19 protein-coding genes are annotated in these 16,379 nt (G+C 42.6%); 12 read left to right on the forward strand and 7 right to left on the reverse strand.

All coding sequences use genetic code 11. From position 1 onward, the window contains the following. Positions 1-124: 124 nt before the first annotated feature. Positions 125-814: a PAS domain-containing protein gene (locus PTE_RS17100; protein ID WP_036849123.1), complete on the reverse strand. Its 690-nt coding sequence runs from the start codon at positions 812-814 to the stop codon at positions 125-127. A gap of 534 nt (positions 815-1,348) precedes the next feature. On the opposite strand from PTE_RS17100, the gene PTE_RS17105 reads away from it, so the two are divergent. From PTE_RS17105 to PTE_RS17115, 3 genes are all read left to right on the forward strand, one after another. Beyond that, positions 1,349-1,540, forward strand: coding sequence for a hypothetical protein (locus tag PTE_RS17105; protein ID WP_036849127.1), 192 nt, complete (start codon positions 1,349-1,351; stop codon positions 1,538-1,540). 209 nt (positions 1,541-1,749) lie between these two features. Next, positions 1,750-1,944: a hypothetical protein gene (locus PTE_RS17110; protein WP_036849129.1), complete on the forward strand. Its 195-nt coding sequence runs from the start codon at positions 1,750-1,752 to the stop codon at positions 1,942-1,944. Next, positions 1,944-2,564 carry a tyrosine-type DNA invertase gene (locus PTE_RS17115; RefSeq protein ID WP_036849131.1) on the forward strand — a complete coding sequence of 207 codons (621 nt, stop codon included), beginning with the start codon at positions 1,944-1,946 and terminating at the stop codon, positions 2,562-2,564. The genes PTE_RS17110 and PTE_RS17115 overlap by 1 nt, the downstream gene beginning before the upstream one ends. Before the next feature lie 99 nt (positions 2,565-2,663). Here PTE_RS17115 and PTE_RS25825 read toward each other — a convergent pair whose 3' ends face one another. Next, positions 2,664-2,810 (reverse strand): hypothetical protein, encoded by a 147-nt coding sequence (locus PTE_RS25825; RefSeq protein WP_152962218.1) that lies wholly within the window; start codon positions 2,808-2,810, stop codon positions 2,664-2,666. A gap of 190 nt (positions 2,811-3,000) precedes the next feature. After that, the gene (locus PTE_RS17120) at positions 3,001-3,324 is read right to left on the reverse strand and encodes a hypothetical protein (RefSeq protein ID WP_036849137.1); all 324 of its coding nucleotides are present in this window, start codon (positions 3,322-3,324) and stop codon (positions 3,001-3,003) included. A gap of 689 nt (positions 3,325-4,013) precedes the next feature. On the opposite strand from PTE_RS17120, the gene fruB reads away from it, so the two are divergent. From fruB to PTE_RS17165, 9 genes are all read left to right on the forward strand, one after another. Continuing rightward, on the forward strand, positions 4,014-5,138 hold the full coding sequence (fruB, locus tag PTE_RS17125) for a fused PTS fructose transporter subunit IIA/HPr protein (protein WP_036849138.1): 1,125 nt from the start codon (positions 4,014-4,016) through the stop codon (positions 5,136-5,138). After that, the gene (gene fruA / locus PTE_RS17130; protein WP_036849139.1) at positions 5,138-6,805 is read left to right on the forward strand and encodes a PTS fructose transporter subunit IIBC; all 1,668 of its coding nucleotides are present in this window, start codon (positions 5,138-5,140) and stop codon (positions 6,803-6,805) included. The genes fruB and fruA overlap by 1 nt, the downstream gene beginning before the upstream one ends. 147 nt (positions 6,806-6,952) lie before the next feature. Further along, complete coding sequence (yhfZ, locus tag PTE_RS17135; protein WP_036849140.1) at positions 6,953-7,858, forward strand: GntR family transcriptional regulator YhfZ; 906 nt, start codon at positions 6,953-6,955, stop codon at positions 7,856-7,858. Positions 7,859-7,882: 24 nt separating this feature from the next. Next, positions 7,883-8,242, forward strand: a complete 360-nt coding sequence (locus PTE_RS17140) for a hypothetical protein (RefSeq protein WP_036849144.1) — start codon at positions 7,883-7,885, stop codon at positions 8,240-8,242. Between the two features lie 116 nt (positions 8,243-8,358). Continuing rightward, on the forward strand, positions 8,359-9,528 hold the full coding sequence (locus PTE_RS17145; protein WP_036849146.1) for a YhfX family PLP-dependent enzyme: 1,170 nt from the start codon (positions 8,359-8,361) through the stop codon (positions 9,526-9,528). A gap of 38 nt (positions 9,529-9,566) precedes the next feature. Then, positions 9,567-10,457 carry a phosphotriesterase-related protein gene (locus PTE_RS17150; protein WP_036849148.1) on the forward strand — a complete coding sequence of 297 codons (891 nt, stop codon included), beginning with the start codon at positions 9,567-9,569 and terminating at the stop codon, positions 10,455-10,457. Between the two features lie 11 nt (positions 10,458-10,468). Beyond that, positions 10,469-10,828 (forward strand): DUF2620 domain-containing protein, encoded by a 360-nt coding sequence (locus PTE_RS17155; protein ID WP_036849150.1) that lies wholly within the window; start codon positions 10,469-10,471, stop codon positions 10,826-10,828. Positions 10,829-10,838: 10 nt separating this feature from the next. Next, positions 10,839-12,194 (forward strand): YhfT family protein, encoded by a 1,356-nt coding sequence (locus PTE_RS17160; protein ID WP_036849152.1) that lies wholly within the window; start codon positions 10,839-10,841, stop codon positions 12,192-12,194. Between the two features lie 65 nt (positions 12,195-12,259). Then, positions 12,260-13,357: an aminotransferase class V-fold PLP-dependent enzyme gene (locus PTE_RS17165; protein ID WP_036849154.1), complete on the forward strand. Its 1,098-nt coding sequence runs from the start codon at positions 12,260-12,262 to the stop codon at positions 13,355-13,357. A 237-nt stretch (positions 13,358-13,594) separates the two neighbouring features. Here the strand turns inward: PTE_RS17165 and PTE_RS17170 are convergent, their stop codons facing one another. The 4 genes from PTE_RS17170 to PTE_RS17185 form a co-directional block, all read right to left on the reverse strand. Further along, the gene (locus PTE_RS17170; RefSeq protein ID WP_036849155.1) at positions 13,595-14,290 is read right to left on the reverse strand and encodes a helix-turn-helix transcriptional regulator; all 696 of its coding nucleotides are present in this window, start codon (positions 14,288-14,290) and stop codon (positions 13,595-13,597) included. 147 nt (positions 14,291-14,437) lie between these two features. After that, positions 14,438-15,109, reverse strand: a complete 672-nt coding sequence (locus tag PTE_RS17175; RefSeq protein WP_036849160.1) for a PAS and helix-turn-helix domain-containing protein — start codon at positions 15,107-15,109, stop codon at positions 14,438-14,440. A gap of 30 nt (positions 15,110-15,139) precedes the next feature. Beyond that, on the reverse strand, positions 15,140-15,820 hold the full coding sequence (locus PTE_RS17180; RefSeq protein WP_036849162.1) for a helix-turn-helix transcriptional regulator: 681 nt from the start codon (positions 15,818-15,820) through the stop codon (positions 15,140-15,142). 48 nt (positions 15,821-15,868) lie between these two features. Then, on the reverse strand, positions 15,869-16,379 hold a 511-nt coding region (locus tag PTE_RS17185; RefSeq protein WP_036849164.1), incomplete at its 5' end, for a helix-turn-helix transcriptional regulator.

Below are 16,379 nucleotides of genomic sequence, written 5' to 3' on the forward strand. Positions count from 1 at the left end.
ATGATTTTTTATCTCTGATACCCCATGGATCGTTGCTTGTCTCCATCGTATTGATTATTTGTTGGGGAATAACTATTTTATTGATATTTTTCATTATTAAGTCCTATTTATATATTTAATAAATTTATAATTCTCTGCTTCCGAGAGATATAAATCTCTCAGGAACATAAAGATCAAATTTATTCTCTTTACAGAAGTTTTTTAATTCTATCTGTTGTGATAGATTAAATTTTTGGTAAATTGATTGAATGCAGTTAACAATATGTTCTGTACTCAGCATTAATTCTTCACTGATGCTTTCTTCATCCAATGAGCGAAGAACGAGAAAAAGAACTTCCCATTCAATTTGTGTCAATAAATCATTAGGTGGCGTGAATTCCAGTTCTGCCGGAGGGGTTTTTTCATAATAATAAGAAATAGAGAAATTTTGAGTTTTGTACATATGGAAAGTGATACCGATACAACGGCCATGATCATCACAAAGTGGATATTTGTCACAAATATAGGTTTGCTTAGTTTTATTTTCTCCAAATGGATGAGTTTCCATTGAAGTTACTTTTTGCATAGTTTGAATAACTTTTTGATCCTGACGGTAATATTCTTCTTCATATTCTGCAATAGGCGAGGGTAATTCATCTGTGGAAAGCCCGGTAATATCAAAATCTTCAGGTAAGTCGAGTAGTTGGTAAAAGGCAGGGTTGGCATAGATAAATTTTGACTGGCAATCTTTAGCCCCCCAAGGTTCATTACTTTTTTCCCACATGTAAATTAATTGCGGGGTGATATTGTTTGGTTTGTTTCTTATATCTGACATGGCAACTCCTTAATTATCATTTAAGTAATTGTCTGAAGAGTTTTTTAATGATTCTACTTAAAATAACCTGATCATATAATATATTGCAACAGTTAATTCGTCAAAAAATAATATTTTTTATTTTTACCTATATGTGTTAATTAAATAATTTATTATTTGATGTATAAATATCTCTATATGGGAAATATAACTTCTGGTACGATTTTGTATTGGAATTATTTAAATATTTTTATGTGAATTTAATCTAATACTTAACATCCCTTGTCTATTTTCCTATTTTTCTTATTTGTCGAGATCATATTCCTTGTCATGGATATTATTTGAGACAGATTAAGCATAGCATCACAGGAAGATGAAATGATATCTATCCCATTGTTTTAAATAATAAATAATTGAAAAGGCAACATGTGACTTTTAAACGTATAAGTACCCTCGAAAATCATATTTTTGCGCAAATAATTAGCTGAAAAGGGTAATAATGAGTCATAATGTCTGGGTTTTTGAAGATACCACTAAGTAGTAAAGGGCATTATTATGGCGACATGGATAAAATTGGGCGGTGATTTTGAAAAATCGAACGTCGTATCTGGCTGTTGTACAGCATTGTTTTGTGCAAAGGAACCTATGCTAATGTTACCAGCCCAGCCAGTCATTTTGTTGCCTGCTGGATTTCTCCGGCAGAAGAATAGAGAGATGGAACGTTTATCGACAGCCGGCAAGTATTAGCACATCAACATCCTTCCTTGTGATTTGAACCAAAAATCAATCTGGCTGACAGGTCCTTTTGTTAAAATGGTTGTTGGGCCTATCACAGTGATTTTTGTTGATATTTTCAGTCAACATGACTCATTTGATGAGGGATGATTAATTGAATCACTATTTTTCTTTTTATTGTGTGATGGTAAGAATAGAGGAGGGTTACAGGAGAGCAGACATTGAAAACCTATCTATTACACAGCTTGAACATGGATCAGGCACAGCAAAAGCAATTTCGTTCAGTCATCTGCCGCTATTTTGGTGCAGATTTAGTTACTATGGGGGATTTAGGGTTGGTTCAGGGTCTTAATCAGTTACAGATAACGCAGTGTGTTCAATGCGTTAAAGCAAAGAATATTTGGGATAGACCATAATGGGTCAACGAAAACATCTGACGCAACACGAAGTGGAAAGTATGCTGGAAGTGGCAAAAGAGAGCTCTAATCGGGAGCGCGACTATTGCCTGGTATATATGAGTTTTGTTCATGGCTTACGTGTTAGCGAAGCTAGGCATCTACGATTATCCGATCTGGATTTGGACGATGGAAGTTTGTACATCCGGCGTTTAAAAGGCGGATTTTGTACCAATCATCCTCTCTTAGGTTATGAGATTCGGGCGATCAAGGCGTGGCTCAAAGTGCGTAAAACCTTTCAGGGTGCAGATAGTGATTGGTTATTTTTGTCACGTTACGGGAAGCCGTTGACCCGTCAGCGCATTTATCAAATTATTAGCCAGCTAGGGCAACGGGCTAATATTTCTATAGGTTCGCATCCGCACATGTTGCGGCATGCCTGCGGTTTTGCTCTAGCAGATAGGGGAGTGGATACCCGGTTGATACAAGATTATCTTGGACACAGCAACATTCGCCACACAGTGCGGTATACCGCCAGTAATGCAGAGCGTTTTCACGGTGTTTGGAGTGTAAAAAGGAACCGACATCGGGAATTACACTTCGATTATGTCCCAAGGGCTTCTGCTTGTTCAGTTGAATAAGCAATTCTGATGTATGCGCCTGTTAAGGCGCATACATAAAAACGATATTAATGAATATTGCCGACAATACAGGTAAGTATGTTTTCATATTTATCATGGTCAGTTTTCCTCAATTCCTACCGCGTTATCCGTATAGCGTAATAAGGCCAACGGACCTTGTTTATCCTGTTGAGTGCAAATTAGTGCTTGCTTCAACTGATGATCCATCTGTAAAAATAATGCATCGCGCTGCCGAATATCCGCCACAATATCGGTCCTTTCATTTAGTGTTTTTCAAATAATTGTTCTTGATCCCGGAAAAAATGGTATTTCTCCGGCGCAACCAGTTCGGCAAGCTGTTTTGGCTCCGGGTCCGGGAAATGATAGGGAGGTGGAAGATTGTTAGGATCATGCCAATGCTTAATCACCGGCAACCTATCACTGATCTGCCCGATAGTTACATAGCGATATTGATGGCCTTCGGCTTCACCATCGACGCTGCTTCACCGCGTATTTCCCGCAACGGGCGCTGTTCCATTTCATCCGCCAACGATTGGGCGTGGATATACAAGGTCACCGGATAAGCTGACAGGTCTTCTTCCCTGAGCACCCCGAAACCATCGGTTACCCCCTGACGCACATAACCTGGGGTTCTGCGATTGATCAGGCGATAAGGCTGGTTGACCAGCGGCTTATCCTGTTCATCCACCAACTGAAATTCTACCCAGTGTCTCAAATACTTCTTACAATCTAAACCCAGAAGCGGATCTAATATACCCATTGGTTTAACCTCCTTCTTTTAACATTATATAGGCACGCAGACCAAACATCAGTCATTGAAAATCCCACAAGATTTCTCCTGTTTGATCGTCAATCACCTTCATCAAAAATAACATAATAAAAATCCCATTGCTGTCGACAAGAAAGAGTGCTTATGTCGGGTGTAATGGTTATTTGACGACAGGAATACAAAAATGCATTCCAAATCGATTAATCCCTTTGAATAAGGGGAACAGGGGCTGAGATTTCCATCATATTGCCAATATGATGGAATTTAAGTAATAATTATTAAACTTTCATCAGATAGCAAGCATTTTTTATAAATTTACAAAAATATAAATTTGTAAGAAATTGTTACAAACTGTAAGAAAGTATGACAAGTTCAGCACGGATTCAATTATTTTCAATCTAATAAACTATAAAACGGATAGTCATGATCATTACGACAGAATAATACTATCTGTTTGCTAATTCCTTCAATTGGAGATATTTAAAGAACGATATCGGAAAAAGTGTGCGTAATCTCAAAAAATCGCAATATTATACAGTGCAAATATTGAATAATAATTAATCATACTCCACACTGGTTGAAACGTTTCAGTTTTATCTCATTTTCCTTTGTGGTGGGTTTTAACGCTTTTTTTCTCAGCATAACTGAGACGATTCTATCTTCAGTAAGAGAGGAAAACCATGTTCCAGTTGGCTCTGCAAAATATCCACACTGGTGCAACTGCAACCAGTAAAGAGGATGCTATTCGCCAGGTGGCGGCCATGCTAGCCGCTAATGGTAACGTCAGTGATGACTATGTTGACGGCATGCTGCAACGTGAAAGGCAAATTTCTACTTACCTTGGCAACGGTATCGCTATTCCGCATGGCACGATCAATACCCGTGATTTGGTGCTGAAAACCGACGTACAGGTATTTCACTTCCCACAGGGTGTGGAATGGGATAAAGGCGCTATGTGTTATGTGGTCATTGGTATCGCTGCATGTTCCGATGAACATTTGTCACTATTGCGTCAGTTAGCACACCTGTTGAGCGACGATCGCATTGCCGGGCAGCTAAAAACTGTCGATTCAGCTCAGGCACTGCGTAGCTTGCTAATGGGAGAAGGCCAGCAAGCCGAGTTTAAATTCGATACCAGCCTGATTTCTCTGGATATTAATGCTGGCGATCTGATGACACTACAAGCGCTGAATGCCGGGCGGTTACAACAAGCGGGTGCGGTGGATACGACTTTTATCAGTAAAGTGATTAACAGTAAGCCGCTGGATCTCGGACAAGGTATTTGGTTGAGCGACAGCCCCGACGGTAACTTAGCTAGCGCGGTAGCCGTCAGCCGGTTATGCACGCAGGACAACGAGGTAGTGGTGATGCTGTTGACCGTTGCGGTTACCGACGACCAACCGCTGAATGTGTTGCATCACCTGAGCAATTTGCTATTAACACAAAAAGCGGAATGTTTGCTGAAGGCTGATGCGCCGACAGTGCTGGCATTGCTGACCCGTGGCGCACCAGAGCAAAGTGAAATATTCAGCAGGGAGTTCGTCGTGTGTAATGACCACGGTTTGCATGCCCGTCCAGGTGCGGTGTTGGTCAACGTTATCCGGCAATTTTCCAGTGAAATTACCATGCTCAACCTTGATGGTACCGGTCGACCGGTAAATGGCCGCAGCCTGATGAAAATCATGGCGCTGGGCGTTAAAAAAGGTCATCGGCTTCACGTCGTTGCCAACGGTGATGATGCACAGCAGGCGATAACTGCCATTGGTGAAGCGATTGCTTCCGGTTTGGGTGAGGGGGAGATGTAATGAAAACGTTGCTTATCATTGATCCTTTGTTAGGACTGGCCGGAAGTTATCTGGTGAAAACTGTCCTCAGTGCTGCTGCGGCGGAAAATGGGCTGATACTGACAGAAAATCCGGTTGAAGCCGATTTGGTGGTAGTGACTGGCGATACCATACCTGCCGATAACACCCTGAATGGCAAGCGAGTTTATCTTGGCAACACGGAACAGGCATTGCATGCGCCGGAAGATTTCTTTCGGCAAGCAAAAGCTGACGCACAGCCATATCAGATGCCGGCAACTGACCTGAGTTGTGACACAAAACGTATTGTTGCGGTTACCGCCTGTCCTACGGGGGTGGCGCATACCTTTATGGCAGCCGAAGCTATCGAAACCGAAGCCAAAAAACGTGGCTGGTGGGTGAAGGTGGAAACCCGCGGTTCAGTGGGGGCGGGTAATGTCATTACGCCGGAAGAGGTGGCAGAAGCGGATCTGGTGCTGGTAGTCGCGGATATTGACGTGGATCTGGCGAAATTTGCCGGAAAGCCCATGTACCGTACCTCAACCAGTCTGGCGTTGAAGAAAACGGCTCAGGAGTTTGATAAAGCATTGGTTGAAGCAAAGCCTTTCGAGCCGGAAAGGCAAGATGCTAAAACCGGGCAAGGGGAAGAGAGCACTGGCATCTATCGCCATCTGTTAACCGGTGTCTCTTATATGCTGCCGGTGGTGGTGGCGGGTGGGCTGTGTATCGCGCTGTCATTTGCCTTTGGTATCACCGCATTTAAAGAACCGGGCACATTGGCGGCGGCGCTGATGCAGATCGGTGGTGGTTCGGCTTTCGCCTTGATGGTGCCCGTGCTGGCAGGTTATATCGCTTTCTCAATCGCTGATCGCCCCGGTCTGACGCCTGGACTGATTGGCGGCATGTTGGCCGCCAGCACTAACGCGGGCTTTATCGGCGGCATTATTGCCGGTTTCCTTGCCGGTTACACAGCGAAGCTGATCAGTGCCAAAGTGAAGTTGCCGCAGAGTATGTCAGCATTAAAACCGATCTTGATTATTCCGCTGTTCGCCAGCCTGATTACCGGTCTGATTATGATCTACGTTGTCGGTAAACCGGTCGCCGGTATTATGGCGGGTCTAACGCATTGGCTTTCAAATATGGGCACAACCAACGCGCTCCTGTTAGGTGCCATTTTGGGTGGGATGATGTGTGCCGATATGGGGGGAGCGGTAAACAAAGCCGCCTATGCGTTTGGTGTCGGTCTGCTCAGTTCACAAACCTACGCGCCAATGGCTGCCATTATGGCGGCGGGAATGGTTCCACCGTTGGCAATGGGCGTGGCGACACTGATTGCCCGGAAGAAATTCGATAGCGTTCAGCGGGAAAGCGGCAAAGCCGCATTGGTGTTGGGTTTATGCTTTATTTCCGAAGGGGCGATCCCTTTTGCTGTCCGTGATCCGATGCGTGTACTCCCATGTTGTATCGTCGGTGGTGCGGTGACCGGGGCTCTCTCTATGGCTGTGAGCGCACAACTGATGGCACCGCATGGTGGCTTGTTTGTACTGTTGATCCCAGGGGCTATCACACCAGTACTGGGTTATTTGATGTCGATTATTGTCGGTACACTGTTGGGAGGATTAACTTACGCAGTGCTGAAACGTCCGGAGCCAACCACAATCAAAGCGTAAAAATAGTTTAATGAAGAGACGAATTTTGCGGCAATTGCAAAAAAACACTCATTTAATCGTGACCTCATTCGCATTTTTACTATTTTCCGATTGTTATTTGTCTCCTTAAATCGGATATAAATACATTCAAAAAAATGAAGAATAATTATGAGTCATGGTCTGCTTAAAAAAGAGGGGGTCGCTCAGGCATGTTTGGCGCGTTATCTGCTAGGTGAGTGCAATGGTAACCGCTTGAAGACCATTGAAGAGCTGTCATCTGACTATGCGTTGTCGGTTGGGTTGGTACAGTTTGCATTAAAAAAACTGGAGAATTCCGGTGCAATTTGTGTGGATCGACGGGGGCGTAACGGTAGTTACCTGGTCAGTCTGGATCACAAGGCGCTGTTAGCACATGCCGATATCGGTAACGTGGTTTGTGTGATGCCGTTGCCTTATACCCGATTGTACGAAGGGCTGGCGAGTGGTCTGAAAGCGCAATTTGATGGTATTCCGTTTTACTTCGCTCATATGAGGGGTTCAGACGCCAGGGTGGAATGTCTGCGTAACGGCATTTATGACCTGGCAGTGGTCTCTCATCTGGCGGCGCAAACTTATCTGGAACAGCGTGATGTATGCTCTGTACTTGAATTAGGCCCACATACCTATGTTGGCGCACATCAACTGATTTATCGCAAGGGAGGTGAACATAACATCCGTCGTGTTGGGTTGGATAATCGTTCTGCTGACCAGAAGATCATGACTGAGGTGTACTTTGCCGGGCAGGATATCACGCTGGTGAATATCTCTTACCACGAGAGCCTGTACAAAGTGGCGAAAGGTGACATTGACGCAGTGATCTGGAACGTTAGCAGAGAGGATGAACTGAGTTCCCGGGAGCTTATTGCGGTACCGCTCCATGGAAATCCGTTCTTTATACAAGCTTCTGAGGCGGTGATTTTAACCAGAGTTGATGACATTCCGACTCAACAACTTTTACGTACTACAGTGAATAAAACAGAGTTGTTAGCTCATCAACAACGTGTACTGACAGGTCAACAGGATCCAAGTTATTAGTTTGAAATGGACGGAGTAAATGAAATGGAAAATCGACTGAATCTGCTCTGTCAGGGAAATGTCATCGATCAGGATATCTGTGATGGCATGCTGCAAGTTGTGACTCAGCTTGAGAATGATTGGGAAATCCCTGTCAGGAACGGGCTGGGAGAAATGGTAATAACACATATGGCAAATGCGTTGATGCGCTCGCGCCGGGGAGAACAAATCGGTTCAATGGATGCTGAACTGCTGATGGAAGTACGTCAATCTGATGCTTTTGCGCATTTGCAGGCGATTAACGCTTCGTTGCTGGCACAATTTGACGTGCAATTACATCCCTGTGAAGAGGGTTATCTGCTGGCGAACTTGTTTAGCCTTTGGGCGGCAAAAGATCAGGAGTAGCATGGCAACAGAGGTGAAGGAATTTTTTTTCCATCAAATATTCAAAAAAATAATTATTTAAACATTTATTTCTTGCTTTGGCATTGACCGCTGTCAGGCGTACAAGGAGGTACAGCATGTTTATTAACGCACTAAAAAAACAAAATCCTGCACTGATTGAAGCCGCCCATACATTATGGATGCAAGGAGCTTTACTGCCTGATACTTATGTCATTGACGTTGATCAGGTTTTGGAAAATGCCAAACGGTTGCTTGCGGTAGCGGAGTACCATGATATTGTGCTGTACCTGATGACCAAACAGGTTGGGCGCAACCCCTGGTTAGCACATAAGCTGATAATATTGGGTTATCAGGGTGTCACTGCGGTGGATTTTAAAGAAGCCAGGATATTAATGAGTAGCAAGATCCCGGTTATCCATGCCGGTCATCTGGTGCAGATCCCCCGTAACATGATGCTCTCTGTGATACAGCAACATCCGGAAGTTATCACGGTATTTTCTTTGGAAAAAGCGGAGGATATTTCCTGTCTGGCACAGCATGAGGGAAATGTGCAATGCATTATGCTGAAAATCTATGATGATCATGATCATTTATATCCTGGACAGGAAGCGGGTTTTCATTTGTCGGAATTGAACACCGTTGTTCAACGCATTATGGCAATGCCCGGCGTAAAACTGATGGGATTAACGCATTTTCCCTGTTTGTTGTGGCAAGAGGCTTTGCAACAGACACTGCCTGCATCAAACTTATTTACCTTATTAAAAGCAAAAGACATTTTACAGCGGGCAGGGGTTGAGGTAACACAGATAAATGCACCGTCGGCATCAAGCTGTAGTACGCTGCCATTACTGGCAAAATATGGTGTTACCCATACAGAACCCGGACACGCACTAACCGGAACAATCCTTGCCAATTTTCAGGGAGAGCAGCCCGAACGTATTGCCATGCTGTATCTGACAGAAGTATCCCATCGGTTTAATGGCAACAGCTATTGCTATGGAGGCGGTTATTATCGTCGTGGGCGAGCTCATAACGCGCTGATATTCATGCCAAACGGCCAGATCATATCCACTCACCTGTTACCGATGGATAACAGCAGTATTGATTACCACTTTTCCCTTAGCGGTGAATTTCCGGTCGGCTGTGCTGTCGTGTTGTGCTTTCGCACTCAGATATTTGCCACCCGCAGTGATGTGGCGTTGGTTAGCGGCATCCAATCAGGGCATCCGGTATTGGAAGGGCTTTACGACAGCCAGGGAAATCGTATCCCTGCTAATGGGGAATAAATTCATTTGCATCATCCTCACATTTGGGCAGCATTCTCATGACTCAGCAAGATAGATTTGATGCATCCGGCTATACCTATGCGCATGAGCATCTGCATATTGATTTATCGTCATTTAAAAACAACCTTGACTGCCGGCTGGATCAATACGAGCTGATTTGTGATGAGATGAAAACATTGGTCAGCCTGGGTGTACGCAATATTGTAGAAATGACCAATCGCTACATGGGGCGTAACCCACAGTTTATGCTGGATTTAATGCGGGATTCCGGCATTAACGTAATCGCCTCAACCGGTTATTACCAGTTTGCTTTTTTTCCTCAGCATGTGGCACACACCACAGCCCGACAACTGGCGGATGAAATGATCGCTGAGATTGAGCAGGGTATTGATGCTACAACGCTGAAAGCTGGGGTCATTGGGGAAATTGGTTCCAGCAAAGGGGTGATTACGCCAGATGAAGAGAAAATATTTCACGCTGCGGCTATCGCGCATTTGGAAACCGGGCGTCCTATCTCTACCCATACGTCATTAGGCACGATGGGGCTTGAGCAATTAACGTTACTGAAAAAGCAGGGCGTAGATGCTGAACGGGTGGTTATTGGTCATTGTGATCTCAGAGACAATCTGGACAACATACTACGCATGATTGAACAGGGAGCTTACATACAGTTCGACACGATTGGCAAAAACGATTACTACCCGGATGAAAAACGGATCGCCATGTTACAGACATTGGCCCAACGCGGCCTGCTTAACCGCGTCATGTTATCGATGGATATTACCCGCCGTTCCCATTTGAAGGCCAATGGTGGCAATGGGTTTGAATATTTAATCAGCACCTTTGTGCCGATGTTAAGCCATGCCGGATTGACACAGATAGAAATTGATTTGATGTTACGTGATAACCCTGCTGTATTTTTCAAATAAAGGAAAAACATATGAGATTTGTTATTGGAGGACAAATTGAGAAAGAAAAAATTGCTGAAACCTTACGCCGCCTGGCCGGGGATAAAGTCTCATCCATTACTGTAATGGGTGATATTGATGCCGCTATGGCCCTCAAGAGCGGTAATGCGGATTACTACTTGGGGGCTTGTAATACCGGTGGAGGCGCTTTGGCAATGGCGATTGCTATCGTGGGTATTGATAAATGCGTCACGATTAGCATGCCGGGGAAAATCCTGCCTGATGAAGAAATTATTACCCATATTAACGCGGGGAAAACGGCATTTGGTTTTACCGGTCAGGATATAGAAGCCGTTATTCCGGTGGTCATCAGGGCTATTTTTTCTTCATGAGGACAGGAAGATGGAATATGAGTTTTTCACACGTTTAATGGAAATTGATCCGTTTAAAGCGGGTTTATTGGCCGTTATTGGTGGAATATCCACCATGATGGCTAACCGTGGCATCGCGGTGTTTCATGATGGTTTGCGCCCTTTAATCCCGGAACATCTTGAAGGGCGGATGAATCGTAAAACCCTGGCTGCGACCAGTTTTGCCTTAAGTTTTGGCTTGGTTATCGGTTTTGGTATCCCGTTTTCGCTGACGGCGCCAATTATTCTGGTGCATAGCCTGTTGCTGGGAACCGACGTCATTGGCACTTGGTGTGCAAACAGTAAAAAAGGTTTCATATTTTCCGGGATCCTGGGGGCACTGTATGCCGTCGCTTTGATGACGGGTTTACGATCGGTTGTCGATATCTTTGCCCATTTGCCGGTGAATTTCATGAACAACCTGAGCAAAGTTGGCGATCCCATTGTTGCCTGCTTCGCGTTGTTTCCTGCCATTGTTGTGGCCTATCAATACGGATATGGCAAAGGGATATGGGTACTGATTGCGACATTGGTGGGGTATGTCGCGACCAAAGCGATGGGCTCACTGAGTTTTGGCGGTTCCCTGGATAAACCGGTACAACTGGATCCTAACGGGATAGCGCTGCTGATTTCGATGATTGTGATGTTCTACTTTGCCATGAAAGAGCGTGCGCCCAAAGCAGGGGATGGGCCGGCCACGGCGAAAGGCGCGAATGAGATGCTGGTCGGCTTGTTTTCCACGCGGATCCAACGTATTCAAAACAACCTCTGGTTACTAGTGCTCAGTGGGGGTTTAACTGCGGTAGCGGCCTCGATGTCACTCAGTTTATTGGCGGAAGGTCCTGTATCACTGCAACTGATGGCTCAGGGTGAAGGGGCTAATGCCATGTTGGTTGCGCTTGCCAGGGCGATTAGTTTTGTTCCGTTAGTGGGGATGACGGCGATTGCCACCGGAGTTTATAGCCCGGTCGGCATGAAGTTCGTGTTTGTCGCTGGATTAGTCACGAATAACCCGTGGATCGCCTTCATTGCCGGCAGTGTGATTATGTTTATGGAAATCAAACTACTGGCAAGAATTGCTATCTGGCTGGATAAATATCCTGGCGTAAAAGCATGTGGCGACCATATTCGTACTGTCATTACCCGTATGTTAGAAGTTGCGCTATTGGTAGGGGGAATGATTGCTGCCAATGCTATCCTGCCGGGCATGGGATTTATGGTGGTAGCGGGCATTTACCTGCTCAACCGTACATCTAAGCGTCCTTTGGTTGAAATGGCTATTGGGCCTATTGCAACGATTATTGTTGGGGTTTTAGCCAACATTATCCATTTGATAGGCATCGGTTAATCGAATCAACTTCCCCCTTTATTTTACGATGAAAAAAATAAAGGGGGAGAGCAGGGGAGCAGATATTGAACACTTATCCATTACATAGTCTGAATATGGAGCAGGCACAGCAAAAACAGTTTCGTTTGGTTGATATTATCTGCCGTCATTTTCCCGGCGCAGACTTTCTGACTACAGGAGATTTAGGGTTGGTACCGGGGTTGAACCAGCCACAGATGACACAGCGAGTTGAGCGGATCATTGCTGATTTCTTTTCGGCTGAGGCTGCTGTGTTGGTGCAAGGGGCGGGAACTGGTGCAATACGTTGTGGTTTAGCGGCATTGCTCAAGGCAGGCGATACCTTGCTGATTCATGATGCGCCGTTATATCCCACGACAGCGATGATTGCTGAACAGATGGGATTACATCTTGTTCGGGCGGATTTTAATCAACCAGAACAAATACGGGTTGCGATTTTGCAACATTGGCCGATGGGGGGATTGGTACAGCATACGCGGCAGAAAATTGATGATTCTTATGAGCTGGCGGCTGTCATATCACTGCTGAATGCGGCGTCACTACCGGTTCTGGTTGACGATAATTATGCTGCTATGAAAGTGGAACATATTGGTTGTGAATGTGGTGCGGCGTTATCGACTTTTTCCAGCTTTAAACTGTTCGGTCCGCAAGGTGTCGGTGTTGTGGCAGGTCAACAAACGCTAATAGACCGCATCCGGCGTAATATGTATTCCGGCGGAAGCCAGATACAAGGATTTCAGGCATTAGAAGTATTGCGTGGACTGGTATTTGCGCCAGTGATGCATGCGGTACAGGCTCAGGTTAATGAAACGCTGGTTATCTGGCTTAATCAGGGCGTTATACCGCAGGTAAAACAGGCGGTTGTCGCAAATGCACAATCGAAAGTATTGCTGGTGGAATTTTATGAAGAGATTGCAGAGCAGGTACTTTGTTTTGCCCATCAACTCGGTGCATTGCCTTATCCGGTGGGGGCCGAATCAAAATTTGAAATACCGCCGCTGTTTTACCGGGTGTCCGGTACATTCCGTCAGTCTGATCCCACATTAGAAAAACGAATGATAAGGATAAATCCCAATCGAAGTGGGGCGGAGACGATAATGAGGATTCTGAATCAAAGTTGTGCGCAGGCCGTCGCCTTGCTGTAAGTAAGAGGCTAAAGTAAACAGAAGATTATTCTGGACACGGTAACATCCGCCGCAATGGGCGGTATATAGTCAGTCATCCAAAACGTTTTCAATATATTATTTTGATTATAAAAAATTCAGCATAAAGCCTGATCATTTGAGGGAGTAGAAAAATTTGTGATGCCATTATTGTATTCCTGATTATTACTTCAATGATCAATAGTTTAGTAAGAAACGGCTAATAGTAAAATCGATTATTTATAATAAGAAATGACCTATGGACCGAGAATATCTTGGTGGGATATAGAGGTCATAGCCCTTTTCTTTGCAAAGTAACCTTAACTCCAAAACCGATCCGACGGAGAGTTTCTCATAAATATTTTCAAAATGTTTTTCCACAGTACGGCATGAGATATTCATTTCCGTGGCTATATCTTTATTGCTAATACCACAGCAAAATAAAAAAATAATTATCCACTCTTTATCTTTCAATAAATTATTGGGTGGCCTGGGGCAGATAGATATTGGCATGTTATTCTTAACATAATGAGTTATGGTAAAATAATCTATTTCTTTGGCATGAGAAATGATTCCTATGCATTGATTATTCTCACACATCAGTGGATATTTTTCGCAAAAATAGGATTTAGGTAGCTGACCACTACCTTGAGGATAAGTACCAATAGATGATATTCGTTGCATACACGCTAAGACTCTGCGCTCATGTTCTTTAAAATGGTGAGCGAAACCACTAACTGGTGTTGGTAATTCTTCATCAGTGTACCCTATAATATTAAAGTTTTCAGGTAACTTATTGGCTTTAATAAACATGCTATTTGCGTAAATAAAACGAGATTCTTTATCTTTTACAAACCAAGGGTCAGAACCTTTGTCCCACATATGTGTTAACTGAGGGGTAATAAAGGGGACTTTTTTAAATTCTGATTGACTCATATATATCCTTTAAGGCAATTATTGTTTTTTAAAATTATTGAACATAAATACTTATTAACAACAAGGAAAAAATCCCATAGAGCTGTCTATTTTATCAATAAATAATGAACAAAGGTAGTATATATAAACCGGGAAGTAATACGTAATCTAAGACAATAGGAATTTTTCTGGGATATAATGATTGAAATTATTGGCCAGACAGTATTCTTCCAGTTGCCGACTAGAGTTTATGCCTATTTTACGATATATTTTGGTCATATGTGTTTCAACTGTATGATAGGCGATATTCAGTATTTTCCCAATCTGTTTCCTTGAGTGCTTCTGTAAAAAGAGAAAGATGATATCCCATTCGCGTTGAGTAAAAAGATCCGTCGGTGGTTGGAGTATAATGGATGATGGTAGTTTTTCATAAAATTGACATAATTGGGTCAAAGAGTATTCTTTTGCTTTCCACATATGGTACATAATTCCCACACAATTACCATTGTCATGATAAAGCGGTAATTTTTCGCAAAAATAGGATGACAGAGTTTGCTCTTGTCCGAATACATGAGTTTCAATTGAACATACTCTTTGTCTTTTTATCATTGTATTTTTATCGTGAGTAATAAATTCTTTTGAAAAAACAGCACCATCCCAGGGAAGTTCATGATCATAAAGCCCTTCATAATCAAATGATTCTTTAAAATTGTGAATAAATTTTTTTGTTGCTGAATTACCATAAATAAAATTTGAAGAACTATCTTTTATCCCCCATGGTTCATTACTCATTTCCATTGTATTAATAATTTGCGGTGATATTGTATAGTTCTTCTTCATGTTATTAAAAACTCCTTTTTAATCTGTTGGTTATATGAACATTCTGCTTTCTGGGTGTACAAATCTTTCTGGTACATAGAGATCATAATCATTTAGCCGGCAATACTCTTCCAGTTGATAACTGGAATTAACGCTAATTTTTTTATATATTCGTGAAATATGAGTTTCAACAGTGCGATAGGAAATATTCAACATTTTGCCCATTTGCTTACTGGTATACTTTTGTAAAAGAAGGAAAATAATATCCCATTCCCGCTGAGTGAATAAATCAGTCGGTGGTTGGAACATAATAGATGCAGGGAGTTTTCCATGGTATAGACGGGTTAATGAGAAATCTTGAGCTTGCCAACCGTGAAATATAGTTCCAATACAACTCCCGTTTACATGATAGAGAGGTAATTTTTCAAAAAAATAAGATGAAAGAATTCGCTCTTTTCCATATATATGTGTTTCAAGTGAACATATTCTTGCTTCTTTTGTCATTACAGTCTTATCATGGATAATAAATTCTTTTGCAAACGCTGCGCCATCCCAAGGAATTTCATCATCAAAAATCCCTTCATAGTTAAAAGAATTTGAAAGATTTTGAAGTTTTTTAAATGTTAAATTAGCATAAATAAAGCATGAATTCTCATCTTTTATTCCCCAAGGATCATTACTTGCTTCCATAGTATTTATTACCTGTGGTGAGATAATTATTTTATTACTCATATCATAATCCTCTTTTTAACTTTAGGGTTAAGTTATTAATATTTAAATTTATAGTCGATCTAATTCTATACTACCAATAGTGACAAATCTTTCTGGAATATAAAGATCTAATTTGTTTTCTTTGCAGAAATCGTTTAATTCTGCATGCAGTGGTAAATCAAATTTTTTGTAAATTGACTGAGTATGGTTAATCACATCTTCCGTACTTATCATTAATTCTTCACTGATACTCTCTTCATCTAATGAACGAAGGATCAGAAAGAGAACTTCCCATTCAGTTTGCGTCAATACGTCATTAGGTGGTATGAATTGCAGTGCTGACGGAGATGTTTTTTCATAATAATAAGCAACAGAAAAATTTTCAGTTTTATACATATGAAAAGTAATACCAATACAATTACCCTCTTCATCACAAAGTGGATATTTATTACAAAAATAGATTTGCTTAATCTTATGTTCTTCAAATGGATGAGTTTCCAATGAAGTAACCCGTTGCATGGTTTGAATAACTTTTTGATCCTGACGGTAGAATTCCTTTTCATATTCCGCAATAGGAGAG

The organism is Photorhabdus khanii NC19, from assembly GCF_000517265.1.
In the GTDB taxonomy this organism is placed as follows: domain Bacteria; phylum Pseudomonadota; class Gammaproteobacteria; order Enterobacterales; family Enterobacteriaceae; genus Photorhabdus; species Photorhabdus khanii.